Here is a 17176-nt window from a genome sequence, read left to right as displayed (position 1 = left end):
TCTCGTCACCGAGACCCCACGCGGATCAACGGTAGGGAGTGAGCAGGTACGCGCGTTCCCAGTGCCGCTCGCGCGCCTCGCGGGCGGCGAGCTGTTCGCGGCGGTACGCGACCTCGGGCGCAGAGCTGGCGCCGCGGTTCGCGCTCCACACGATGAGGCGCAGTGCGATGCGCAGCGCAAGGCGCTGGGCGAGGGTCGGACGGCCGAGAGCCGTCTGCTCGGAAATGGCGGGCCGCGCAGGCGCGACCTCGGGACGTCGTTGTACGACGGTGTTCATGGTGTCCTCGTTCGAAGAGGGCGGACGTGCGATGGCGACGATGTGCGTCGCAGGTGCAGCCGTCGGCTGCGGCCCGGCGCGAGGTGTCGCGCGGGCGGAGAGGCGGAACGGGGCGAGGGACTCGCGGACTCAGACGTTCAGCGGAGCACCCATGACGGCGGCTCCACCGATCACGCAGGAGAAACGGTCGCGGTGCTCGGAACGAACAGCAACTGCGTTAAACGCGGTGACAGAAATCAACATCGGGGAACCTCCTTTCGTCAGGGATGCGGGAAGTGACGCTAGCGGTCCGCCCGGTGCGGCGTCAAGTCCGGCTCGTCATCCTCCGGTAGCGTGTGGGCATCCACCGAGCGCCGGGAGGGCCCGACATGCACCTGAAGAGCGTCACGCTCAAGGGCTTCAAGTCGTTCGCCCAACCGACCACTTTCGTGCTCGAGCCGGGCGTCACCTGCATCGTCGGGCCCAACGGCTCGGGCAAGTCGAACGTCGTCGACGCGCTCGCCTGGGTCATGGGCGAGCAGGGAGCCAAGACCCTCCGCGGCGGGAAGATGGAAGACGTCATCTTCGCCGGCACTGCCACGCGCGGTCCGCTCGGTCGCGCCGAGGTCCAGCTGACGATCGACAACCACGACGGCGTGCTTCCGATCGAGTACGCCGAGGTGACGATCAGCCGCACGCTGTTCCGCAACGGATCGAGCGAGTACGCGATCAACGGCGAGACGTGCCGACTGCTCGACGTGCAGGAGCTCCTGAGCGACTCCGGTCTCGGTCGCGAAATGCACGTGATCGTCGGGCAGGGCCGGCTCGACACCGTGCTGCAGGCGAGCGCGGAGGACCGGCGCGGTTTCATCGAGGAAGCGGCGGGCATTCTGAAGCACCGCCGCCGCAAAGAGAAGACGGTTCGCAAGCTCGAGGCGATGGAGGCCAATCTCACGCGGTTGAGCGACCTGGCGGGCGAACTGCGGCGGCAGCTGAAGCCCCTCGGCAAGCAGGCCGAGATCGCACGTGAAGCCGCGACGATCGCCGCCGTCGTCCGCGACGCGAAGGCGAGGCTGTACGCCGACGACCTCGTCGCGCTGCGCTCCCAGCTCGCCGACCATGCACGCGACGAGCACGAGCGGCACGCCGAACGCCTCGTGCTGCAGGACCGGCTCGACGGCGTCAAACGACGCATCGACGAGCTCGAGGCCGAGCAGCGATCCGAGGCCGTCGACAGGGCACGCGCCACCGCGTTCGCGCTCGAGCAGGTCCAGGAGCGGGTGCGCGGACTGCACACGCTCGCGGCGCAGCGCCGCGCTCTTCTCGAGGACGACGGCCAGCTCTCGATCGAGGTCGCCACGGTCGGACAGGGGGCGATCGACGAGGCCCGCCAGGAGGTCGACGAGATCGCTTCGGGCGTCGGCGACGCGCAGGATGCCGCCGCCGCGGCATCCCGGGATGTGATTCGAGCGCGTGCCGAGTTGGATGCTCTCGACTCCGACATCGCCGCGCAGAGCGCTCTCGTCTCCGAGCACGACATGCGGCTGACCAAGCTCCGCGGCCGAGCAGACGCCGCCGCGTCGCGCCTGGAAGCTCTGCGCGCGACGGTCGAACGGCAGCAGCGGGGGCTGGACGCCGCACGGACGCGGCGCGCGGAGGCTGAGGCGGCCCTCGAGCAGGTTGAGTCCGAAGCGGCTCCCGAGGCGAGCTCCGCCGAGCACACGGCTGCGTACGAGCGCGCTCAGCGCGAGGCGACGGAGGCGGAGACGACGCTCGCGGGCATCCGTGAGCGGCTGCACGCGGCCGAGCGCGAGGTCGAGTCGCTGACGGCGCAGACGGCTGCGCTCGGGCGGGCGCTCGAGGTCCGCAACGCGGCCGCCGATCTGCTGTCGCGCGGCGACGATGGGCTGCGGTCACTCGTCGCCGACGCCCTGAAGGTGGAACCGGGATACGAAGCGCCTGTCGCTGCGGCGCTGGGGGCGCTGGCCGAGGGCGTGCTCGCCGCCGATGTGCCCGCAGCGCTGCGGGCGGCAGCCACCGCTGCCGAGGACGACCTCGGTGTCGTCGACATCGTCCTCGCGCATGCCGACCGGGGAGAGGCTGTCAACGCCGTGCCGGGCGCTGTGCGTGCGATCGACGTCGTCAGCGGGCCCGACGGCGTCGTCGGCCAGCTCGAGCACGTGCTCGTCGCTGATGACCTCGAGACAGCAGTCCGTATCCGCGATGCATGGTCGGCGAGCGAACGCGGACGCGCCGTCGTCGTGACCAAGCAGGGCGAGCTGGTCTCGTGGCGCACGGTCCGAGCCGGATCCGGCGAGGGCCGGTCACGTCTCGAACTCGCCGCGGAGCGAGACGCGGCGGCTGACCGGCTGAGCGAGATGACCGTCGTCGCCGACGCGCTCCGGGAGTCGCTGACCGATGCGCAGGCAGCCTGGACCGAGGCTCGCGCCCGGACGAGGACAGCGCTCGAGACGCTGCGTGCTCACGATGCGGCGCTCGCGGCCGACGCGGAGAAGCTCAACCGAGCCACCGTGCGGTACGAGGCGGCCATCGCAGAATGCGACCGGCTCGAGGCAGGCATCGCGCCGGCCGTCTCCGCCGCGACCGAGGCCGAGTCCGCGGCCCGCGATGCCGAGGAAGCGCTCGCGGCGGCGGCTGCGGCGCCGCGCCCGATCCTCGACGCATCGGCGCGTGACGGTCTTCTCGAAGCCCTCGAACAGGCTCGCGAACGCGAGATGCGCGCACGCCTCGACGTCGAGACCCTGCGAGAGCGCGTGCGAGCCGGCGAGGCCCGCGTGGTTCAGCTCGAACGCCAGCGCGAGCGAGAGCGCGCCGCCGCCGCCGAGGCCGCCCGACGCGCCGTCATCCGGCGGCAGCAGCGTGCGATCGCGGATGCCGTCGCCGCACAACTGCCGCCGCTGCTCGAATCGATCGACAGGTCCGTCGCCGCCGCCCGCGTGGAACTGGGGAGGGCTGAGCAGGCGCGGAGCGAGATCACGAGCGAGCTCACCGAGCTGCGCCGCCAGGATCAGTCGGCGCGCAGCCGGCTCTCGGCCCTCACCGAGTCGGTGCACGGACTCGAGATGCAGATGCACGAGAAGAAGCTGCACGTGACGAGTCTGCTCGAACGCGTCGGGTCGGAACTGGGCTTCGGCGAGGACATTCTCGTTTCGGAATATGGGCCGGACCACCCCGCCCTCGACGATTCCGGCGAGCCGGTGCCCTTCGATCGCGCCGCTCAGCGCCGTCGCCTCGCGGAGGCGGAGCGGAAGCTCGCGCAGCTCGGGCGCGTGAACCCTCTGGCGCTGGAAGAGTACGCCGCGCTCGAGCAGCGGCACGCGTTCCTCACGGAACAGCTCGCGGACTTGACGCAGACCCGCTCGGACCTGCTGACGATCATCGGCGAGCTGGACGAGCGGATGCAGACGATCTTCCTGGCCGCCTTCGAGGACACGAAGGTCGCATTCGGCGAGGTATTCCCGATCCTGTTCCCCGGGGGCACCGGGAGCATCTCGCTGACCGATCCCGACAACCCGCTCACGACCGGCATCGAGGTCGCGGTGCGCCCTGTGGGCAAGAAGATCGAGAGGTTGTCGCTCCTCTCGGGCGGCGAGCGTTCTCTCGCCGCTGTCGCTCTTCTGACGGCCATCTTCAAGGCGCGGCCGAGCCCGTTCTACATCCTCGACGAGGTGGAGGCAGCGCTCGACGACGCGAATCTCGGACGCCTGCTCGGCGTGTTCGAACAGCTCCGCGAATCGAGCCAGCTCATCGTCATCACGCACCAGAAGCGCACGATGGAGATCGCGGACGCGCTCTACGGCGTCTCGATGCGCCAGGACGGAGTGTCGGCGGTCGTCGGTCAGCGCGTTCGGGAGCGCGCGGGCGCCGTAGGCTGAGGGTATGGCCGACAATCCCTGGTCGCTCTCGCGCGCGCTGCGCGGGCTCTTCGTCAAGCCGACCATCGACGAGAACACGTGGGACGATCTCGAGACGGCGCTGCTGACCGCCGACTTCGGGCCCGACATCACGGAGCGTCTCGTCGATGACCTGCGCGACAAGGTGGAGCGGTACCGCACGACCGACCCCCGCGACCTCCAGCGCATGCTCAAGGAGACCCTGGAGGAGCGGTTCGCCGCGTTCGACTCGACCCTGCGTCTGACGGAGCGTCCCGCCGTCGTCCTGGTCGTCGGGGTGAACGGCGTGGGGAAGACCACGACGATCGGCAAGTTCGCGAAGTTCCTTCACCGTTACGGCCGGTCGGTCGTCGTCGGAGCCGCCGACACCTTCCGTGCGGCCGCGGTCGACCAGCTCGCGACGTGGGCCGAGCGCGGAGGCGCGCAGATCGTCCGTCCGCAACAGGAAGGCCAGGACCCGGCCTCGGTTGCGTTCCAGACGATCGACTACGCCAAGCGGACCGGCACGGAGATCGTGCTCGTCGACACGGCCGGCCGCCTGCACACCAAGGGTGGGCTGATGGACGAGCTCACCAAGATCCGGCGCGTCATAGAGAAGCAGGCGCCGATCAGCGAGGTGCTGCTCGTTCTCGACGCGACGACCGGGCAGAACGGCGTGATGCAGGCCGAGGCGTTCCTCGAGCACGCGGGAGTGACCGGCCTGGTCCTGACGAAGCTCGACGGCTCCGCACGTGGCGGATTCGTCCTCGCCGTGCAGGAGCGCACCGGCATCCCCGTGAAACTTCTCGGCCAGGGCGAGGGAATCAACGACCTCACGGGCTTCACCCCGCACGTCTTCGCGTCGGCGCTCGTCGACTGAGTCGCGCGCCGCGCCGCATCACCACTTCCCCCGCACCCTCACGGCTGGTTTCATAAACACATGGCGATCGAGCACGACTACTTCGGACTCCTCGAGTCGGGGCCGGACGGATCGATCTTCTGGTCGGATCACGTCGAGATCGGCGATCAGACGGTCACCGTCGATCTGACGGCTCCGGATCAGGACGACGTCTCGGCTGCCGCGCTGGATGTCGCCGCCGCCATGATCTCGGCGATCGAATCGATCGATCTCTCCGCTCGCAACGCGATGGTCTCCGAGCTGAACGACCGCACCAGCGAGGTGACGGAGTTCATCCTCCAGCAGCAGGAGGAGCTCGGAGAGGACATCGAGTCGTACCTCGTGGACATCTCGGGCGACGTCCACATGGACGTCATCCGGTCGCTGCAGCTGATCAGCATGACGATCCTGGCCGATGAGCACGGGGGATCGGACCCATTCGCGGTGCTCGAGTACGCGCTCGACCCCGATTCCACCGAAGAGGTGCTCCTGGTGAATCTCACGAGCGACGGCAGCATCCAGTCGGTCACCAGCGCCGACTGACGTGCAGACCTTTCTGCCGTATCCCTCGTTCGCCCAGTCGGCGGCGGCCCTCGACACGGCGCGGCTCGGCAAGCAGCGCGTGGAGACGCTGCAGCTGCTCCGGGCCAACACGGTCCCGGGATACGGATGGCGGAACCATCCGGCCGCCAAGATGTGGCGCGGCTATCTGCCCGCTCTCACGGCGTACGGCCTCGCGATGACGGACGCGTGGATCGCCGCCGGTCGCCCGGACACGGTCCGGCCGCAGCTGTTGCAGTTCGCGCCCGATGTCGACGGGATGCCCGAGAGCGAACTCGAGATGCCGCCGTGGCTGGGCGATGAGGCGTTCCACCTGTCTCACCGCTCGAACCTCGTGCGCAAGGATGCCGCGTTCTACCGGCCGCGCTTCGGTGACGTTCCCGACGACCTGCCGTATGTCTGGCCGCCGGACCCGACCGCGTCCTGAGACCTCGCGGCCGGGCCGGCACGCCGTCAGACGGCCTGCGCGAATCCGGACTGGGCCGAGTCGGCGAGGTGCGCGAGATGGGGCGGGATCTCCCGGCCCTTGGCAGTCATGGACTGCGCCCACAGGCGCCCGGCCCGATAGGACGACCGCACGAGCGGTCCGGCGAGCACGCCGAGGAAGCCGATGCGTTCCGCTTCCTCACGGAAGCCGACGAACTCCTCCGGCTTGACCCAGCGGTCGACCGGCAGGTGACGAGGCGTGGGACGCAGGTACTGCGTGATCGTGATGATGTCGGTGCCCGCGTCATGGAGGTCCTGGAGGGCCTGGGCGACCTCCTCGGGCGTCTCGCCCATCCCGAGGATGAGGTTCGACTTGGTGATGAGTCCCGCGTCACGGGCGCGCGTGATCACGCCCAAGGAGCGCTCGTAACGGAAGGCTGGCCGGATCCGCTTGAAGATGCGGGGGACCGTCTCCACGTTGTGTGCGAAGACCTCGGGTCGTGACGCGAACACCTCGTCGAGCTGCGCCGCGTCGCCGTTGAAGTCCGTCGCGAGAATCTCCACGCCCGTGCCCGGGTTCTCCGCGTGGATCCGTCGCACCGTCTCCGCGTGGAGCCAGGCTCCGCCATCGGCGAGGTCGTCGCGCGCCACCCCGGTGACCGTCGCGTAGCGCAGCTGCATCCGGCTGACGCTCTCGGCGACGCGGCGCGGCTCGTCGGTGTCGTATTCGGCCGGCTTGCCCGTGTCGATCTGGCAGAAGTCGCACCGACGTGTGCACTGCGAGCCGCCGATGAGGAAGGTCGCCTCCCGGTCCTCCCAGCATTCGTAGATGTTCGGGCATCCCGCTTCCTGGCAGACCGTGTGGAGTCCCTCTCCTTTGACCAGATCATGCAGAGCGCGATACTCCTCGCCCATCCGCGCCTTCGTCTTGATCCACTCCGGCTTGCGCTCGATCGGTGTCTGCGCGTTGCGCACTTCCAAGCGCAGGAGCTTGCGCCCTTCCGGACCACCCGCGGCGGGAGCGGCGGGCACGGCGCAGCCGCCGCTCATGCTGCGGCCGCCGTCTCGAACTCGGCGCGGAACCGACACGCGACGGTGTCCACCACATCCGCGGGGGAGACGCTTCTGCCCAGCACCGTCGAGAGGGAAGCGACGCCGGCATCGGCGATGCCGCACGGGATGATCTGCTCGAACGGGGCGAGGTCGTTGTCGCAGTTGAGGGCGAAGCCGTGCATCGTCACGCCGCGCTGAACCCGCACACCGATGGCCGCGATCTTCGCGTCTCGGCCGTCCTGACTCACCCAGACGCCGCTTCGGCCCGTCACCTGACGGGCCGCGACGCCTAGGTCGGCGACGACGTCGATGAGCATCCGCTCGAGCCGCCGCACGTGCGAGACCACGTCCACCGGCTCCGGCAGAGCCAGAATCGGATACCCCACCAGCTGGCCCGGCCCGTGCCAGGTGATCTTCCCACCGCGGTCGACGTCGACGACGGCGGTGCCGTCTGTCGGTCGCTCGCCGGGCTCGGTTCGCGCTCCCGCGGTGAACACCGGCTCGTGCTCGAGCAGGAGCAGCGTGTCGGGGCCACCGGCGACGACCGCGTCGTGGACACGGCGCTGCAGCTCCCAGCCTTCTGCGTAGGGGACGACGGCGGGGGCGAGCCCCACGACGCGGACATCGAGCACGGTTCCTCCTCGATTACTGGACCGCGTCCAACAATACGACACGCCTAGGCTGTCCTGGTGACGTCCTCCACCCGCGCCGGCCGGCCTCGCGTATCGTCCCGCGAGACCCTCGCGGAGGCCGCCTGCGAGCTCTTCCTCGAGCGCGGTTATGAGGCGACGACGGTCGCCGACATCACCCGACGCGCCGGTGTCAGCCGTTCGAGCTTCTTCAACTACTTCTCGTCGAAGTCGGCCGTCCTGTGGGCCGGACTCGACGAGCGGATCAGCGTGCTCGAGCTCGGTCTGCGGCGCGCCGGCGGCGTCGACGACGTCGCGTCCGCGGTGGCGGAGCTCGCCCGCGGCTTCGCCCCCGATGCGTTGGCGCTCGCGATCGTGAACGATGTCGCGATGGGGCTGTCCGACGAGCTCGCGCGAGATGCCGCACTGCGGGCCGCTCGCATCGCTAGAGCCGTCGCCGCGGCCCTGCACGGGTCGGGGACGGAACGGCTCGAAGCCGACATCCTCGGTGCCGCCTGGGGCGGTGCTGTGCTCGGAGCCGTCCGCTCCTGGGCGCGCGGGGGAGCGGGTCGGACGGATCTGGCGCACGAGATGGTCCGAGCGATCGCGATCGTCCGGGGGCGCTGACCGGGTCAGCTGCTCGCATAGAATCGAGGGATCATGGCAACTTTCGGCACGCTCTCCGACCGTCTTACCGAGACCTTCCGGAATCTCCGCACCAAGGGAAAGCTCTCGGCGGCTGACGTCGACCAGACCGTCCGTGAGATCCGCCGCGCGCTTCTCGACGCCGACGTCGCCCTCGCGGTGGTCAAGGAGTTCACCGCCAAGGTGCGTGAGCGCGCGCTCGGCGATGAGGTGAACCGTGCGCTGAACCCTGCGCAGCAGGTGGTTCAGATCGTCAACGAGGAGCTCGTGGGCATCCTCGGCGGCGAGCAGCGGCGACTGCAGTTCGCGAAGAACCCGCCCACCGTCATCATGCTCGCGGGCCTCCAGGGCTCGGGTAAGACCACGTTCGCCGGCAAGCTTGCGAAGCAGCTCGAGAAGGACGGCCACACCCCCCTTCTCGTCGCGTGCGACCTCCAGCGGCCGAACGCCGTGAACCAGCTCCAGGTCGTGGCCGAGCGTGCCGGCGCCGCCATCTACGCGCCCGAGCCCGGCAACGGAGTCGGCGACCCCGTGCGAGTCGCGCGTGACGGTGTCGAGCACGCACGCCGCCAGCAGCACGATGTCGTCATCATCGACACCGCGGGACGCCTCGGCGTCGATGCGGAGCTCATGAAGCAGGCCGCCTCGATCCGCAAGGCCACCGATCCCGACGAGGTGCTCTTCGTCATCGATGCGATGATCGGTCAGGACGCGGTCAACACCGCGAAGGCGTTCCAGGAAGGCGTCGACTTCACCGGTGTCGTCCTCTCCAAGCTCGACGGCGACGCACGCGGTGGTGCTGCGCTCTCGGTCGCCTCGGTCACCCAGCGGCCGATCATCTTCGCGTCCACGGGTGAGGGCCTCGACGACCTCGAGCCCTTCCACCCGGACCGCATGGCCAGCCGCATCCTCGACCTCGGCGACATCCTCACTCTGATCGAGCAGGCACAGCAGGCGTTCGACGAGCAGGAGGCCCTCGCGGTCGCCGAGAAGCTCGCGAAGGAGCAGTTCACGCTCGAGGACTTCCTCGACCAGCTTCAGCAGATGAAGAAGATGGGCTCGATGAAGAAGATGCTCGGCATGCTGCCGGGCATGGGGCAGATGAAGCAGCAGCTCGAGCAGTTCGACGAGCGCGAGATCGACCGCACCGAGGCGATCATCCGGTCGATGACGCCGGCCGAGCGTCGCAACCCGAAGGTCCTCAACGGCTCGCGCCGCCTGCGCATCGCCCGCGGTTCGGGGATGACGGTGACCGATGTCAACCAGCTCGTGCAGCGCTTCGAGCAGGCGGCGAAGATGATGAAGACGGTCGCTCGCGGTGGCGTTCCCAACATCCCCGGCATGGGGCCGATGGGCGGCAAGCCCGGCGCCTCGAGCAAGCGCGGCAAGCAGGCCAAGAACAAGGGCGGTTCGCGTTCGGGCAACCCGGCGAAGCGGGCCGCAGAGAACGCCGGCCTCGCGACCGCGACGGCGCCGACCGGTTCGGGCTTCGGTCTCGGAGCCGGCGGTCAGGCTCAGCCGAGCGAGGCCGACCTCGCCGAGATCCAGAAGCTCTTCGGCAAGGGCTGAGTCAGCCGCCCTGGGTCAGCCGCCCTGAATCAGCGGCCGACGTCCGGCTGCGCCAGGTGCTGGCGCAGCGTGGGGCCGTCGCGGAACTCGCGGATCAGGTGCTGGACGACCTCGCGCAGGTCGCCGTCGGCCGCATCCGCGACGCGTGTCTGCCGGAGGTAGCTCGCCCCTTGATCGAGGATCGTGTTCAGCCCGCGGAACTCGCGTGCGCAGTGCAGCTCCTCGGCGATCGGCTCGAGCTCGGCCATCGTGTCGCGGAGGTGATCGGCGACGTGTCGCTGCGTGCCATCGGCGTCGACGATCAGACGCGCGTCCAGCCCGTACCGGGCGGCGCGCCACTTGTTCTCCCGCACGAACCACGGGGGGATCGTCGGGAGCTCGCGCCCCTCGTCGAGCTGTCGCGAGAGGTGCTCGGTGAGCACCTGGACGAGGGATGCCACGGCCGCGAGCTCGGGAAGCGTCGACATCCCGTCGCAGGCGCGGATCTCGATCGTTCCCCACTTCGGCGCGGGGCGGATGTCCCAGCGCACCTCCGACGCGTCCTCCATGACGCCCGTGCGGACCATGCCGTCGAGGTAGTGCTCGAAGTCGCTCCACTGCGTGAAACTCCAGGGCAGGCCGGCGGTGGGCAGCTGCTGGAAGACGAGGGCGCGATTGGATGCGTACCCGGTGCGGTCGCCGGCCCAGAACGGGCTCGACGCCGACAGGGCTTGCAGGTGGGGGAGGTAGAGCGACAGCGCGTTGATGAGCGGGAACACCTTGTTCACGTCCTCGACACCCACATGGATGTGGATGCCCCAGATCATCATGTTCCTGCCCCACCACTGGGTGCGTTCGATGAGCTTGTGATAGCGGGTCTTGTCGGTGATCTGCTGCTCGTACCACCGGGCGAAGGGGTGGCTGCCGGCGCAGAGCATCTCGAGACCGCGCGGTGCGGCGAACTCGCGCACCCGCTGGATCGCGTCGTCGATGTCGTCGACCGCCGCGGCGACGGTGTCGCCGACACCGCTGGTGACCTCGATGGTGTTCGTCAGCAGCTCGCCCGTGATCGTGTAGCGCTCGAGCGCGGAGGATTCCTCGACTTCGGCGAGTACCTCCGGCGCTCGGGGCGCGAGATCCCCGGTGTCGCGGTCGGCGAGCATCAACTCCCACTCGAGCCCCACGGAGGAGCGGGCAGACGTGGCGAAGGGGACCGTCATGGGCTCAGTCTGACACGCGGTGCGGTGCGGTTCGCGACGACCGTCATCATCTGGCAAAATAGACGGTTGGACCGCTCGCTCGACCCTCTATCCGGCGGGAAGGTCCACCCTCAGAGCTCCCGCCGGGTGTGCACCCCACGCTCCAGGCGACGTTCACTTCACATCACACCACTCAGGAGAATTGTGGCTGTCAAGATCCGTCTCAAGCGCCTCGGTAAGATCCGCGCGCCCTACTACCGCATCGTCGTCGCCGACTCGCGCACCAAGCGGGACGGCCGCGTGATCGAGGAGATCGGTCAGTACCACCCGACCGAGGAGCCCTCGATCATCAAGGTCGACTCCGAGCGCGCCCAGTACTGGCTGTCGGTCGGCGCTCAGCCGACCGAGCAGGTCACCGCGCTGCTGAAGCTCACGGGCGACTGGGGCAAGTTCAAGGGCGACAAGAACGCCGTCTCGACCGTTCGCACGGCCGAGGCCAAGGGCGAGTTCGTCGCAGACGCGTCGAAGAAGTCGGTCATCAAGCCGCAGGCCGCCAAGAAGGCCGAGGAGCCCGCCGCTGAGGCTCCCGCCGACGAGGCTCCCGCCGCCGACGCGACCGACGCGGAGTAATCCGTTGCTGTCCGCCGCGCTCGAGCACGTCGTCAAGGGGATCGTCGATCACCCCGACGACGTCGTCATCCGTTCCTCCTCGTCGCCCCGCGGCGAGGTCCTCGAGGTGCGCGTGCACCCCGACGACCGGGGACGGGTGATCGGGCGCGGCGGACGCACCGCCAAGGCGCTGCGCGCGCTGATCTCCGCGCTTGCCGACGGCACGCGCGTTCGCGTCGACGTCGCGGACGACTGACATGGCCGCCGACCCCGCTCGCACTCAGCTGCGCGTCGGGCGCCTCGTCAAGGCGCACGGCCTCAAGGGCGCACTCAAGCTCGAGCTCTACACCGATGATCCCGACGGCCGCTTCGTGCCGGGCGCGACGTTCACGTTGCAGGTCCCCGAGGCGTCTCCCTGGCACGGCAAGTCCGTGACCGTCCGCGAGTTCCGGTGGATGAACTCGCACCCCGTCCTCTTCCTCGAGGACGTCAACGACCGCGATGCCGCCGAGAGCCTCGTCAAGGCCATCCTCTGGGTCGACCAGGACGGCGACGCCACGGCCGAGGACGACGCCTGGTTCGATCACCAGCTCGTCGGCCTCGACGTCGTGCGTGACGGCGAGCGGGTCGGACGCATCGCACGAGTCGATCATCTCCCCGCGCAGGACCTCCTCATCGTCCAGCGCGACGGCGACGACACCGAGATCCTCGTGCCGTTCGTCAAGGCGATCGTGCCCGAGGTGGATGTCGCAGGGGGTCGTGTCATCGTGACTCCGCCGGCGGGACTGTTCGAAGACCTGCCCGCTGATGAGTCCGACGACCCCGCGGAAGCTGGTTCCGTGGAAGACGGCGACAGCGCCTCCTCCGAGGACTGACGTGCGCGTCGACGTCGTCACGATCTTCCCCGCGTTCTTCGACGTCCTCGAGGTCTCGCTTCTCGGCAAGGCGCGAGGCGCCGGCCTCCTCGATGTCCGCGTCCACGATCTGCGGGACTACACCACCGATCGGCACCGCACCGTCGACGACACCCCGTACGGCGGCGGTGCCGGCATGGTGATGAAGCCCGAGCCGTGGGGGCTCGCGCTGGATGCGATCGTCGCGGACGCGGGCGACCGGCCGACGTTCATCTTTCCTTCGCCTGCCGGCGAGCGGTTCTCGCAGGGCACCGCTCGCGAGCTGAGCGAAGCGTCGCACCTCGTCTTCGGCTGTGGCCGCTACGAGGGGATCGACGAGCGCGTCTTCGCATACGCGGCGACGCTCGGCGACGTCCGGCTCATGAGCCTCGGCGACTACGTCCTCAACGGGGGAGAGGTCGCCTCGATGGCGATGATCGAAGCGATCGGCCGCCTCATTCCCGGTGTGGTCGGCAACCCCGAGAGCCTCGTCGAGGAGTCGCACGAAGACGGGCTGCTCGAGTACCCCTCCTACACCAAGCCCGCATCCTGGCGTGGCCACGAGGTGCCGGCCGTCCTGCTCAGCGGGCACCACGGCCGCGTCGCGGAGTGGCGGCACGCTCAGCGGGTCGAGCGGACGCGCGAGCGCCGTCCGGACCTGTTGCCCCGAGACCTCGAGGCCTGAGCCGGCCGCCGCGACGACGGACCGGCCCAGGGCACACGTCAGTCGACGCCGAGGAACGACCGGTCGGTGAGGATGACCGGACCGTCCGCAGTGATGGCCACGGTGTGCTCGGAGTGCGCACCGCGGGACCCGTCGGCGCTGCGGAGGGTCCATCCGTCGGCATCCGTGACCAGCTTGTCGGTGCTCTGCAGGAACCAGGGCTCGAGCGCGACCACGAGGCCGGCGCGCAGCGGGTAGCCGCGGCCGGGCTTGCCGTCGTTGGGGACGTGCGGGTCGCCGTGCATCTCCCGGCCGACGCCGTGGCCGCCGAAGTCGGTGTTGATCGACAGCCCGTCGGCCCGGGCGACCGTCGCGACGGCGTGCGAGATGTCGCCGATCTTGTTGCCGACCACGGCGGCTCCGATTGCTGCATCGAGAGCGCGCTCGGTGGTGTCGATGAGGGCGAGATCTTCGTCTCGCGGCGTTCCCACGACGAACGACACGGCCGAGTCGGCCACCCAGCCGTCGACCGAGACCGCGAAGTCGAGCGTGACGAGATCGCCGTCGCGCAAGGCGTAGTCGTGGGGGAGCCCGTGCAGGACCGCGTCGTTGATCGACGTGCAGATCACTTTGCCGAACGGGCTGGCTCCGAACGACGGGTGGTAGTCGATGTAGCAGGATTCAGCGCCGGCGCGGCGGATGAGCTCGTGCGCGCGCCGATCGATCGCGAGGAGGTTCGTGCCGACCTTCGTCTCGTCTCGAAGGGTCGCCAGCGTCTCGGCCACGAAGCGTCCCGCGGGACGCATCGCTTCGATCTCGGCAGGGGTGCGCAGCTCGATCATCGTGATCCTCTCTTCAGCTTCTATCCTGCCGGACCGGCGTAGCATCGGGAGCATGTGGCTGCGACGCGCGCTCTTCCATTGGCTCCTTCCCGCGGCCCTGGCGCTGCCGCTGTGGCTCGTCGTGGGCTGGGCGATCTCGGGTGCGAGCGGCTGGGTGTTCCTTTGGGTCCTGTTCATCGCGGTCCCGGCGGTGCTGATCGGTCAGCTCGTGACGACACTGCTGGTGCGGGCACGCGGCACCGTTCGGCACTCGCGGATGCTGTCGTGGTGGGACGTCCTCGTGTTCACGGTGTGGCACGCGCTCATCATCGTCATCGGGTTCTACCCCGAGGGCGCCTTCTGGCCGCTGCTCTTCGCCGCGGTCGCGGCGTTCCTCGCCGTCTTCTGGGTGTCGCTCTGGCAGCTCTTCCGGGAAGCGCGGCCCGTCTCGCTGTTCTCCGTCGCCACGGATCCGGCGTACCTGCGTGAAGCGATGCGACCGACGTCCGAACGACGTGCCGACGAGAAGGTCGTGATCATCGAAGAGGTCCGGCGCAGCGACGGCTGACGTTTTGGTCAGCAGGGCCCGGCATGGCAGAATGAACGCTTGTGCCCTGATAGATCTCTGCCTCAGGGGAGCGGCGCCCGGCGGGCGCCCGGGGCACCGCATCCTTATTCAACTCTCTCGTGGTCGACCTGAGGCGGTCGCAGGAAGAACAGATCATGCAGATCCTCGACTCCGTCGACGCAGCATCGCTGCGCAGCGACATCCCCGCATTCGCCCCCGGCGACACCGTCAAGGTGCACGTCAACATCACCGAGGGCAACCGCTCGCGTATCCAGGTCTTCCAGGGCGTCGTCATCGGCCGCTCGGGCGACGGCGTGCGCGAGACCTTCACCGTCCGGAAGATCAGCTTCCAGGTCGGCGTCGAGCGTACGTTCCCCGTCCACAGCCCCGTGATCGACCACATCGAGGTCGTCACGCGCGGTGACGTCCGTCGCGCGAAGCTGTACTACCTGCGCAACCTGCGCGGCAAGAAGGCGAAGATCAAGGAGAAGCGCGACCGCTGATCGCAGCGACGCATTCTCTGGATGCCCCGGGCTCAGGCTCGGGGCATCCGTCGTCTCCGCTGCGCGGTGACCGGCGATGGTCGCGGAATGTGCGACCCTGGGTAGGGCTCCCCGGCGGGCGAGTCGGATGAGAGGCGATGAATGACCACCGATGACCTTGCCGCGCAGGCGCCGAAGCCCGCGCGTTCACGATCACGTCGCCTCGGCCTGCTTCTTCGCGACATCCTCGTGATCGTCGCCATCGCTCTCGCGGTGTCGTTTCTGGTCAAGACTTTCCTCGTCCGTTCGTTCTACATCCCATCCGGATCCATGGAACGGACGCTGCTGAAGGACGACCGGATCCTCGTCGACCAGCTCACGCCCCGGTTCGGCGGCTACGCGCGGGGTGACGTCGTCGTCTTCCGCGATCCCGGAGGGTGGCTGCCTCCCACCGTCGAGCAGGCCCGTCCGCCGCTCGTCGAGGGCATGGACTGGGTGCTCTCCGTCGTCGGACTGTCGGCTCCCGACAGCAAGGACCACCTCATCAAGCGGATCATCGGGATGCCGGGTGACCATGTCGTGTGCTGCAACGCCGTCGGCCAGATCACGGTGAACGACGTTCCCATCGACGAATCCTCGTACGTCTCGCTCGCGGACGGCCAGTCGGCCCCGCAAGAGGTTCCGTTCGACGTGACGGTGCCCGAGAACTCGCTCTGGGTGCTCGGCGACAACCGTGATCACTCGCGGGACTCGCGCTACAACCGCGACCAGCCCTCGCAGGGCTTCGTCCCGCTCGACAACGTCGTGGGACGAGCTTTCCTCATCACCTGGCCCCTCGACCGCTTCGGCCTCATCGACTTCCACCACGACGTCTTCGCGGGGGTCCCCGCGCCCGAAGGACGATGACCGTCGTCGCGCCCCGGCTGACCGTCGAACGGCGGCTGCTGCGCGAGTACGAGTTCGTCATCGCTCTCGACGAGGTCGGGCGGGGCGCGTTGGCGGGCCCGGTGTCGGTCGGTGCCGCCGTGCTCGACGCACGCTGCGCGCGTCGTCGCGTTCCCGAGGGGCTTCGTGACTCGAAGCTCGTGACCGAGCTTCGCCGACCAGAGCTGGCGCTGCGAGCAGCCGACTGGGTCGTGGCCTCGGCGGTGGGGTCGGCCACGCCGGGTGAGATCGACGAGATGGGGATCATGCGGGCGCTCGGCCTGGCCGCTGTTCGCGCGATCCAGGGTCTCGGCGTCGCGGATCCCTTCGCTGCTGAGACCGTCGTCATCCTGGACGGCAATCACGACTATGTCAGTCCGATGGCCGGACCGGGCATGACGGTGCGGACGATCATCAAGGCGGACCGTGACTGCGCCAGTGCCGCGGCGGCGTCGGTCATCGCGAAGGTGGCGCGCGATGCCCACATGACCGAGCTGCACGACGAGACGCCGATGTACGAGTGGGCACGGAACAAGGGTTACGCCAGCGCGCTCCACCGGGCCGCGATCCGGGAGCACGGGCTGTCACGGCATCACCGGGCGTCCTGGGCGATCGCCGACGCGCCGACGCTGTTCTGACTTCGGTGGGCGGGGTCGCGGGGACGAGAACGCCGTGCTGCCGCCGCCTAGGATGGAAGCACCATGGATGACGAAGTCTTCGAAGACTATGACCGCGAGCTGGAGTTGGCGCTCTACAAGGAGTACCGCGACGTCGTGTCGCAGTTCCAGTACGTGATCGAGACCGAGCGTCGCTTCTACCTCGCGAACGACGTCAACGTCGTTCGGCGCGACACCGAGCACGACTTCTACTTCGAGCTGACGATGAACGACGTGTGGGTCTGGGACATCTATCGCGCCGACCGTTTCGTGAAGTCCGTGCGTGTACTGACGTTCAAGGACGTCAACGTCGAGGAGCTCCAGCGCCGCGACTTCGAGCTCCCCGACGAGCTCTCGCTCGACAGCTGACGCTCCTCCCCAGGACCGTCGTCGAGCCGGTTCTGCACGGCCGCGCAGCCGTGACCCCGGGGCCGTCGGCCGCCGCGCGAGA

20 protein-coding genes are annotated in these 17176 nt (G+C 69.0%); 15 read left to right on the top strand and 5 right to left on the bottom strand.

Annotation, left to right across the window (positions count from 1 at the left end):
• Window positions 1-25: 25 nt before the first annotated feature.
• Window positions 26-277: a hypothetical protein gene (locus tag ACI2K6_RS02145; protein ID WP_112614470.1), complete on the bottom strand. Its 252-nt coding sequence runs from the start codon at window positions 275-277 to the stop codon at window positions 26-28.
• Between the two features lie 368 nt (window positions 278-645).
• Here ACI2K6_RS02145 and smc point away from each other — a divergent pair, with 368 nt between their 5' ends.
• From smc to ACI2K6_RS02125, 4 genes are read left to right on the top strand one after another with little or no spacing between them, the layout of a single operon-like run.
• Window positions 646-4152 carry a chromosome segregation protein SMC gene (gene smc / locus ACI2K6_RS02140; protein ID WP_404567934.1) on the top strand — a complete coding sequence of 1169 codons (3507 nt, stop codon included), beginning with the start codon at window positions 646-648 and terminating at the stop codon, window positions 4150-4152.
• Between the two features lie 4 nt (window positions 4153-4156).
• The gene (gene ftsY, locus ACI2K6_RS02135) at window positions 4157-5029 is read left to right on the top strand and encodes a signal recognition particle-docking protein FtsY (protein WP_404567932.1); all 873 of its coding nucleotides are present in this window, start codon (window positions 4157-4159) and stop codon (window positions 5027-5029) included.
• A 60-nt stretch (window positions 5030-5089) separates the two neighbouring features.
• A complete protein-coding gene (locus ACI2K6_RS02130; protein ID WP_023950989.1) occupies window positions 5090-5590 on the top strand; it encodes a DUF2004 domain-containing protein in 501 nt (166 codons plus the stop codon).
• Between the two features lies 1 nt (window position 5591).
• Window positions 5592-6035, top strand: a complete 444-nt coding sequence (locus ACI2K6_RS02125; RefSeq protein ID WP_112614476.1) for an MSMEG_6728 family protein — start codon at window positions 5592-5594, stop codon at window positions 6033-6035.
• Between the two features lie 26 nt (window positions 6036-6061).
• Here ACI2K6_RS02125 and lipA read toward each other — a convergent pair whose 3' ends face one another.
• The gene (gene lipA, locus ACI2K6_RS02120) at window positions 6062-7084 is read right to left on the bottom strand and encodes a lipoyl synthase (RefSeq protein WP_404567930.1); all 1023 of its coding nucleotides are present in this window, start codon (window positions 7082-7084) and stop codon (window positions 6062-6064) included.
• Window positions 7081-7719, bottom strand: a complete 639-nt coding sequence (lipB, locus tag ACI2K6_RS02115) for a lipoyl(octanoyl) transferase LipB (RefSeq protein WP_114589334.1) — start codon at window positions 7717-7719, stop codon at window positions 7081-7083. Before lipB ends, lipA begins: the two co-directional genes overlap by 4 nt.
• A gap of 57 nt (window positions 7720-7776) precedes the next feature.
• Here lipB and ACI2K6_RS02110 point away from each other — a divergent pair, with 57 nt between their 5' ends.
• Window positions 7777-8343, top strand: coding sequence for a TetR/AcrR family transcriptional regulator (locus ACI2K6_RS02110; protein WP_404567927.1), 567 nt, complete (start codon window positions 7777-7779; stop codon window positions 8341-8343).
• Window positions 8344-8376: 33 nt separating this feature from the next.
• Window positions 8377-9930, top strand: a complete 1554-nt coding sequence (gene ffh, locus ACI2K6_RS02105) for a signal recognition particle protein (RefSeq protein ID WP_094261654.1) — start codon at window positions 8377-8379, stop codon at window positions 9928-9930.
• 29 nt (window positions 9931-9959) lie between these two features.
• Here ffh and ACI2K6_RS02100 read toward each other — a convergent pair whose 3' ends face one another.
• Window positions 9960-11129: a glutamate--cysteine ligase gene (locus ACI2K6_RS02100; protein WP_404567926.1), complete on the bottom strand. Its 1170-nt coding sequence runs from the start codon at window positions 11127-11129 to the stop codon at window positions 9960-9962.
• Between the two features lie 183 nt (window positions 11130-11312).
• Here ACI2K6_RS02100 and rpsP point away from each other — a divergent pair, with 183 nt between their 5' ends.
• From rpsP to trmD, 4 genes are read left to right on the top strand one after another with little or no spacing between them, the layout of a single operon-like run.
• Window positions 11313-11738 (top strand): 30S ribosomal protein S16, encoded by a 426-nt coding sequence (rpsP, locus tag ACI2K6_RS02095; protein WP_269266413.1) that lies wholly within the window; start codon window positions 11313-11315, stop codon window positions 11736-11738.
• 4 nt (window positions 11739-11742) lie between these two features.
• A complete protein-coding gene (locus ACI2K6_RS02090) occupies window positions 11743-11973 on the top strand; it encodes an RNA-binding protein (protein ID WP_023950977.1) in 231 nt (76 codons plus the stop codon).
• A gap of 1 nt (window position 11974) precedes the next feature.
• Entirely contained in the window at window positions 11975-12592 is a 618-nt protein-coding gene (gene rimM, locus ACI2K6_RS02085; protein ID WP_274177807.1) for a ribosome maturation factor RimM, read from the top strand.
• Window position 12593: 1 nt separating this feature from the next.
• The gene (trmD, locus tag ACI2K6_RS02080; RefSeq protein WP_274177808.1) at window positions 12594-13295 is read left to right on the top strand and encodes a tRNA (guanosine(37)-N1)-methyltransferase TrmD; all 702 of its coding nucleotides are present in this window, start codon (window positions 12594-12596) and stop codon (window positions 13293-13295) included.
• Between the two features lie 38 nt (window positions 13296-13333).
• On the opposite strand, the gene map is transcribed toward trmD, so the two are convergent.
• Window positions 13334-14116, bottom strand: coding sequence for a type I methionyl aminopeptidase (gene map / locus ACI2K6_RS02075; protein WP_112614490.1), 783 nt, complete (start codon window positions 14114-14116; stop codon window positions 13334-13336).
• 52 nt (window positions 14117-14168) lie between these two features.
• Between map and ACI2K6_RS02070 the strand changes: the two genes are divergently transcribed.
• The 5 genes from ACI2K6_RS02070 to ACI2K6_RS02050 all read left to right on the top strand — a co-directional run bounded on the left by ACI2K6_RS02070 (window position 14169) and on the right by ACI2K6_RS02050 (window position 17094).
• On the top strand, window positions 14169-14663 hold the full coding sequence (locus tag ACI2K6_RS02070; RefSeq protein WP_114589340.1) for an MFS transporter permease: 495 nt from the start codon (window positions 14169-14171) through the stop codon (window positions 14661-14663).
• Between the two features lie 155 nt (window positions 14664-14818).
• A complete protein-coding gene (rplS, locus tag ACI2K6_RS02065) occupies window positions 14819-15166 on the top strand; it encodes a 50S ribosomal protein L19 (protein WP_023950969.1) in 348 nt (115 codons plus the stop codon).
• A 141-nt stretch (window positions 15167-15307) separates the two neighbouring features.
• On the top strand, window positions 15308-16051 hold the full coding sequence (gene lepB / locus ACI2K6_RS02060; protein ID WP_114589341.1) for a signal peptidase I: 744 nt from the start codon (window positions 15308-15310) through the stop codon (window positions 16049-16051).
• Complete coding sequence (locus tag ACI2K6_RS02055; protein WP_112614496.1) at window positions 16048-16707, top strand: ribonuclease HII; 660 nt, start codon at window positions 16048-16050, stop codon at window positions 16705-16707. Before lepB ends, ACI2K6_RS02055 begins: the two co-directional genes overlap by 4 nt.
• 63 nt (window positions 16708-16770) lie before the next feature.
• Complete coding sequence (locus ACI2K6_RS02050) at window positions 16771-17094, top strand: DUF2469 family protein (protein ID WP_023950963.1); 324 nt, start codon at window positions 16771-16773, stop codon at window positions 17092-17094.
• Window positions 17095-17176 lie beyond the last annotated feature (82 nt).

It is taken from the genome of Microbacterium sp. NPDC006705, assembly GCF_044903545.1.
GTDB lineage: Bacteria > Actinomycetota > Actinomycetes > Actinomycetales > Microbacteriaceae > Microbacterium > Microbacterium plantarum.
Note: the sequence above shows the minus strand (reverse complement) of the source record. Positions and strands in the feature narration are given on the sequence as shown.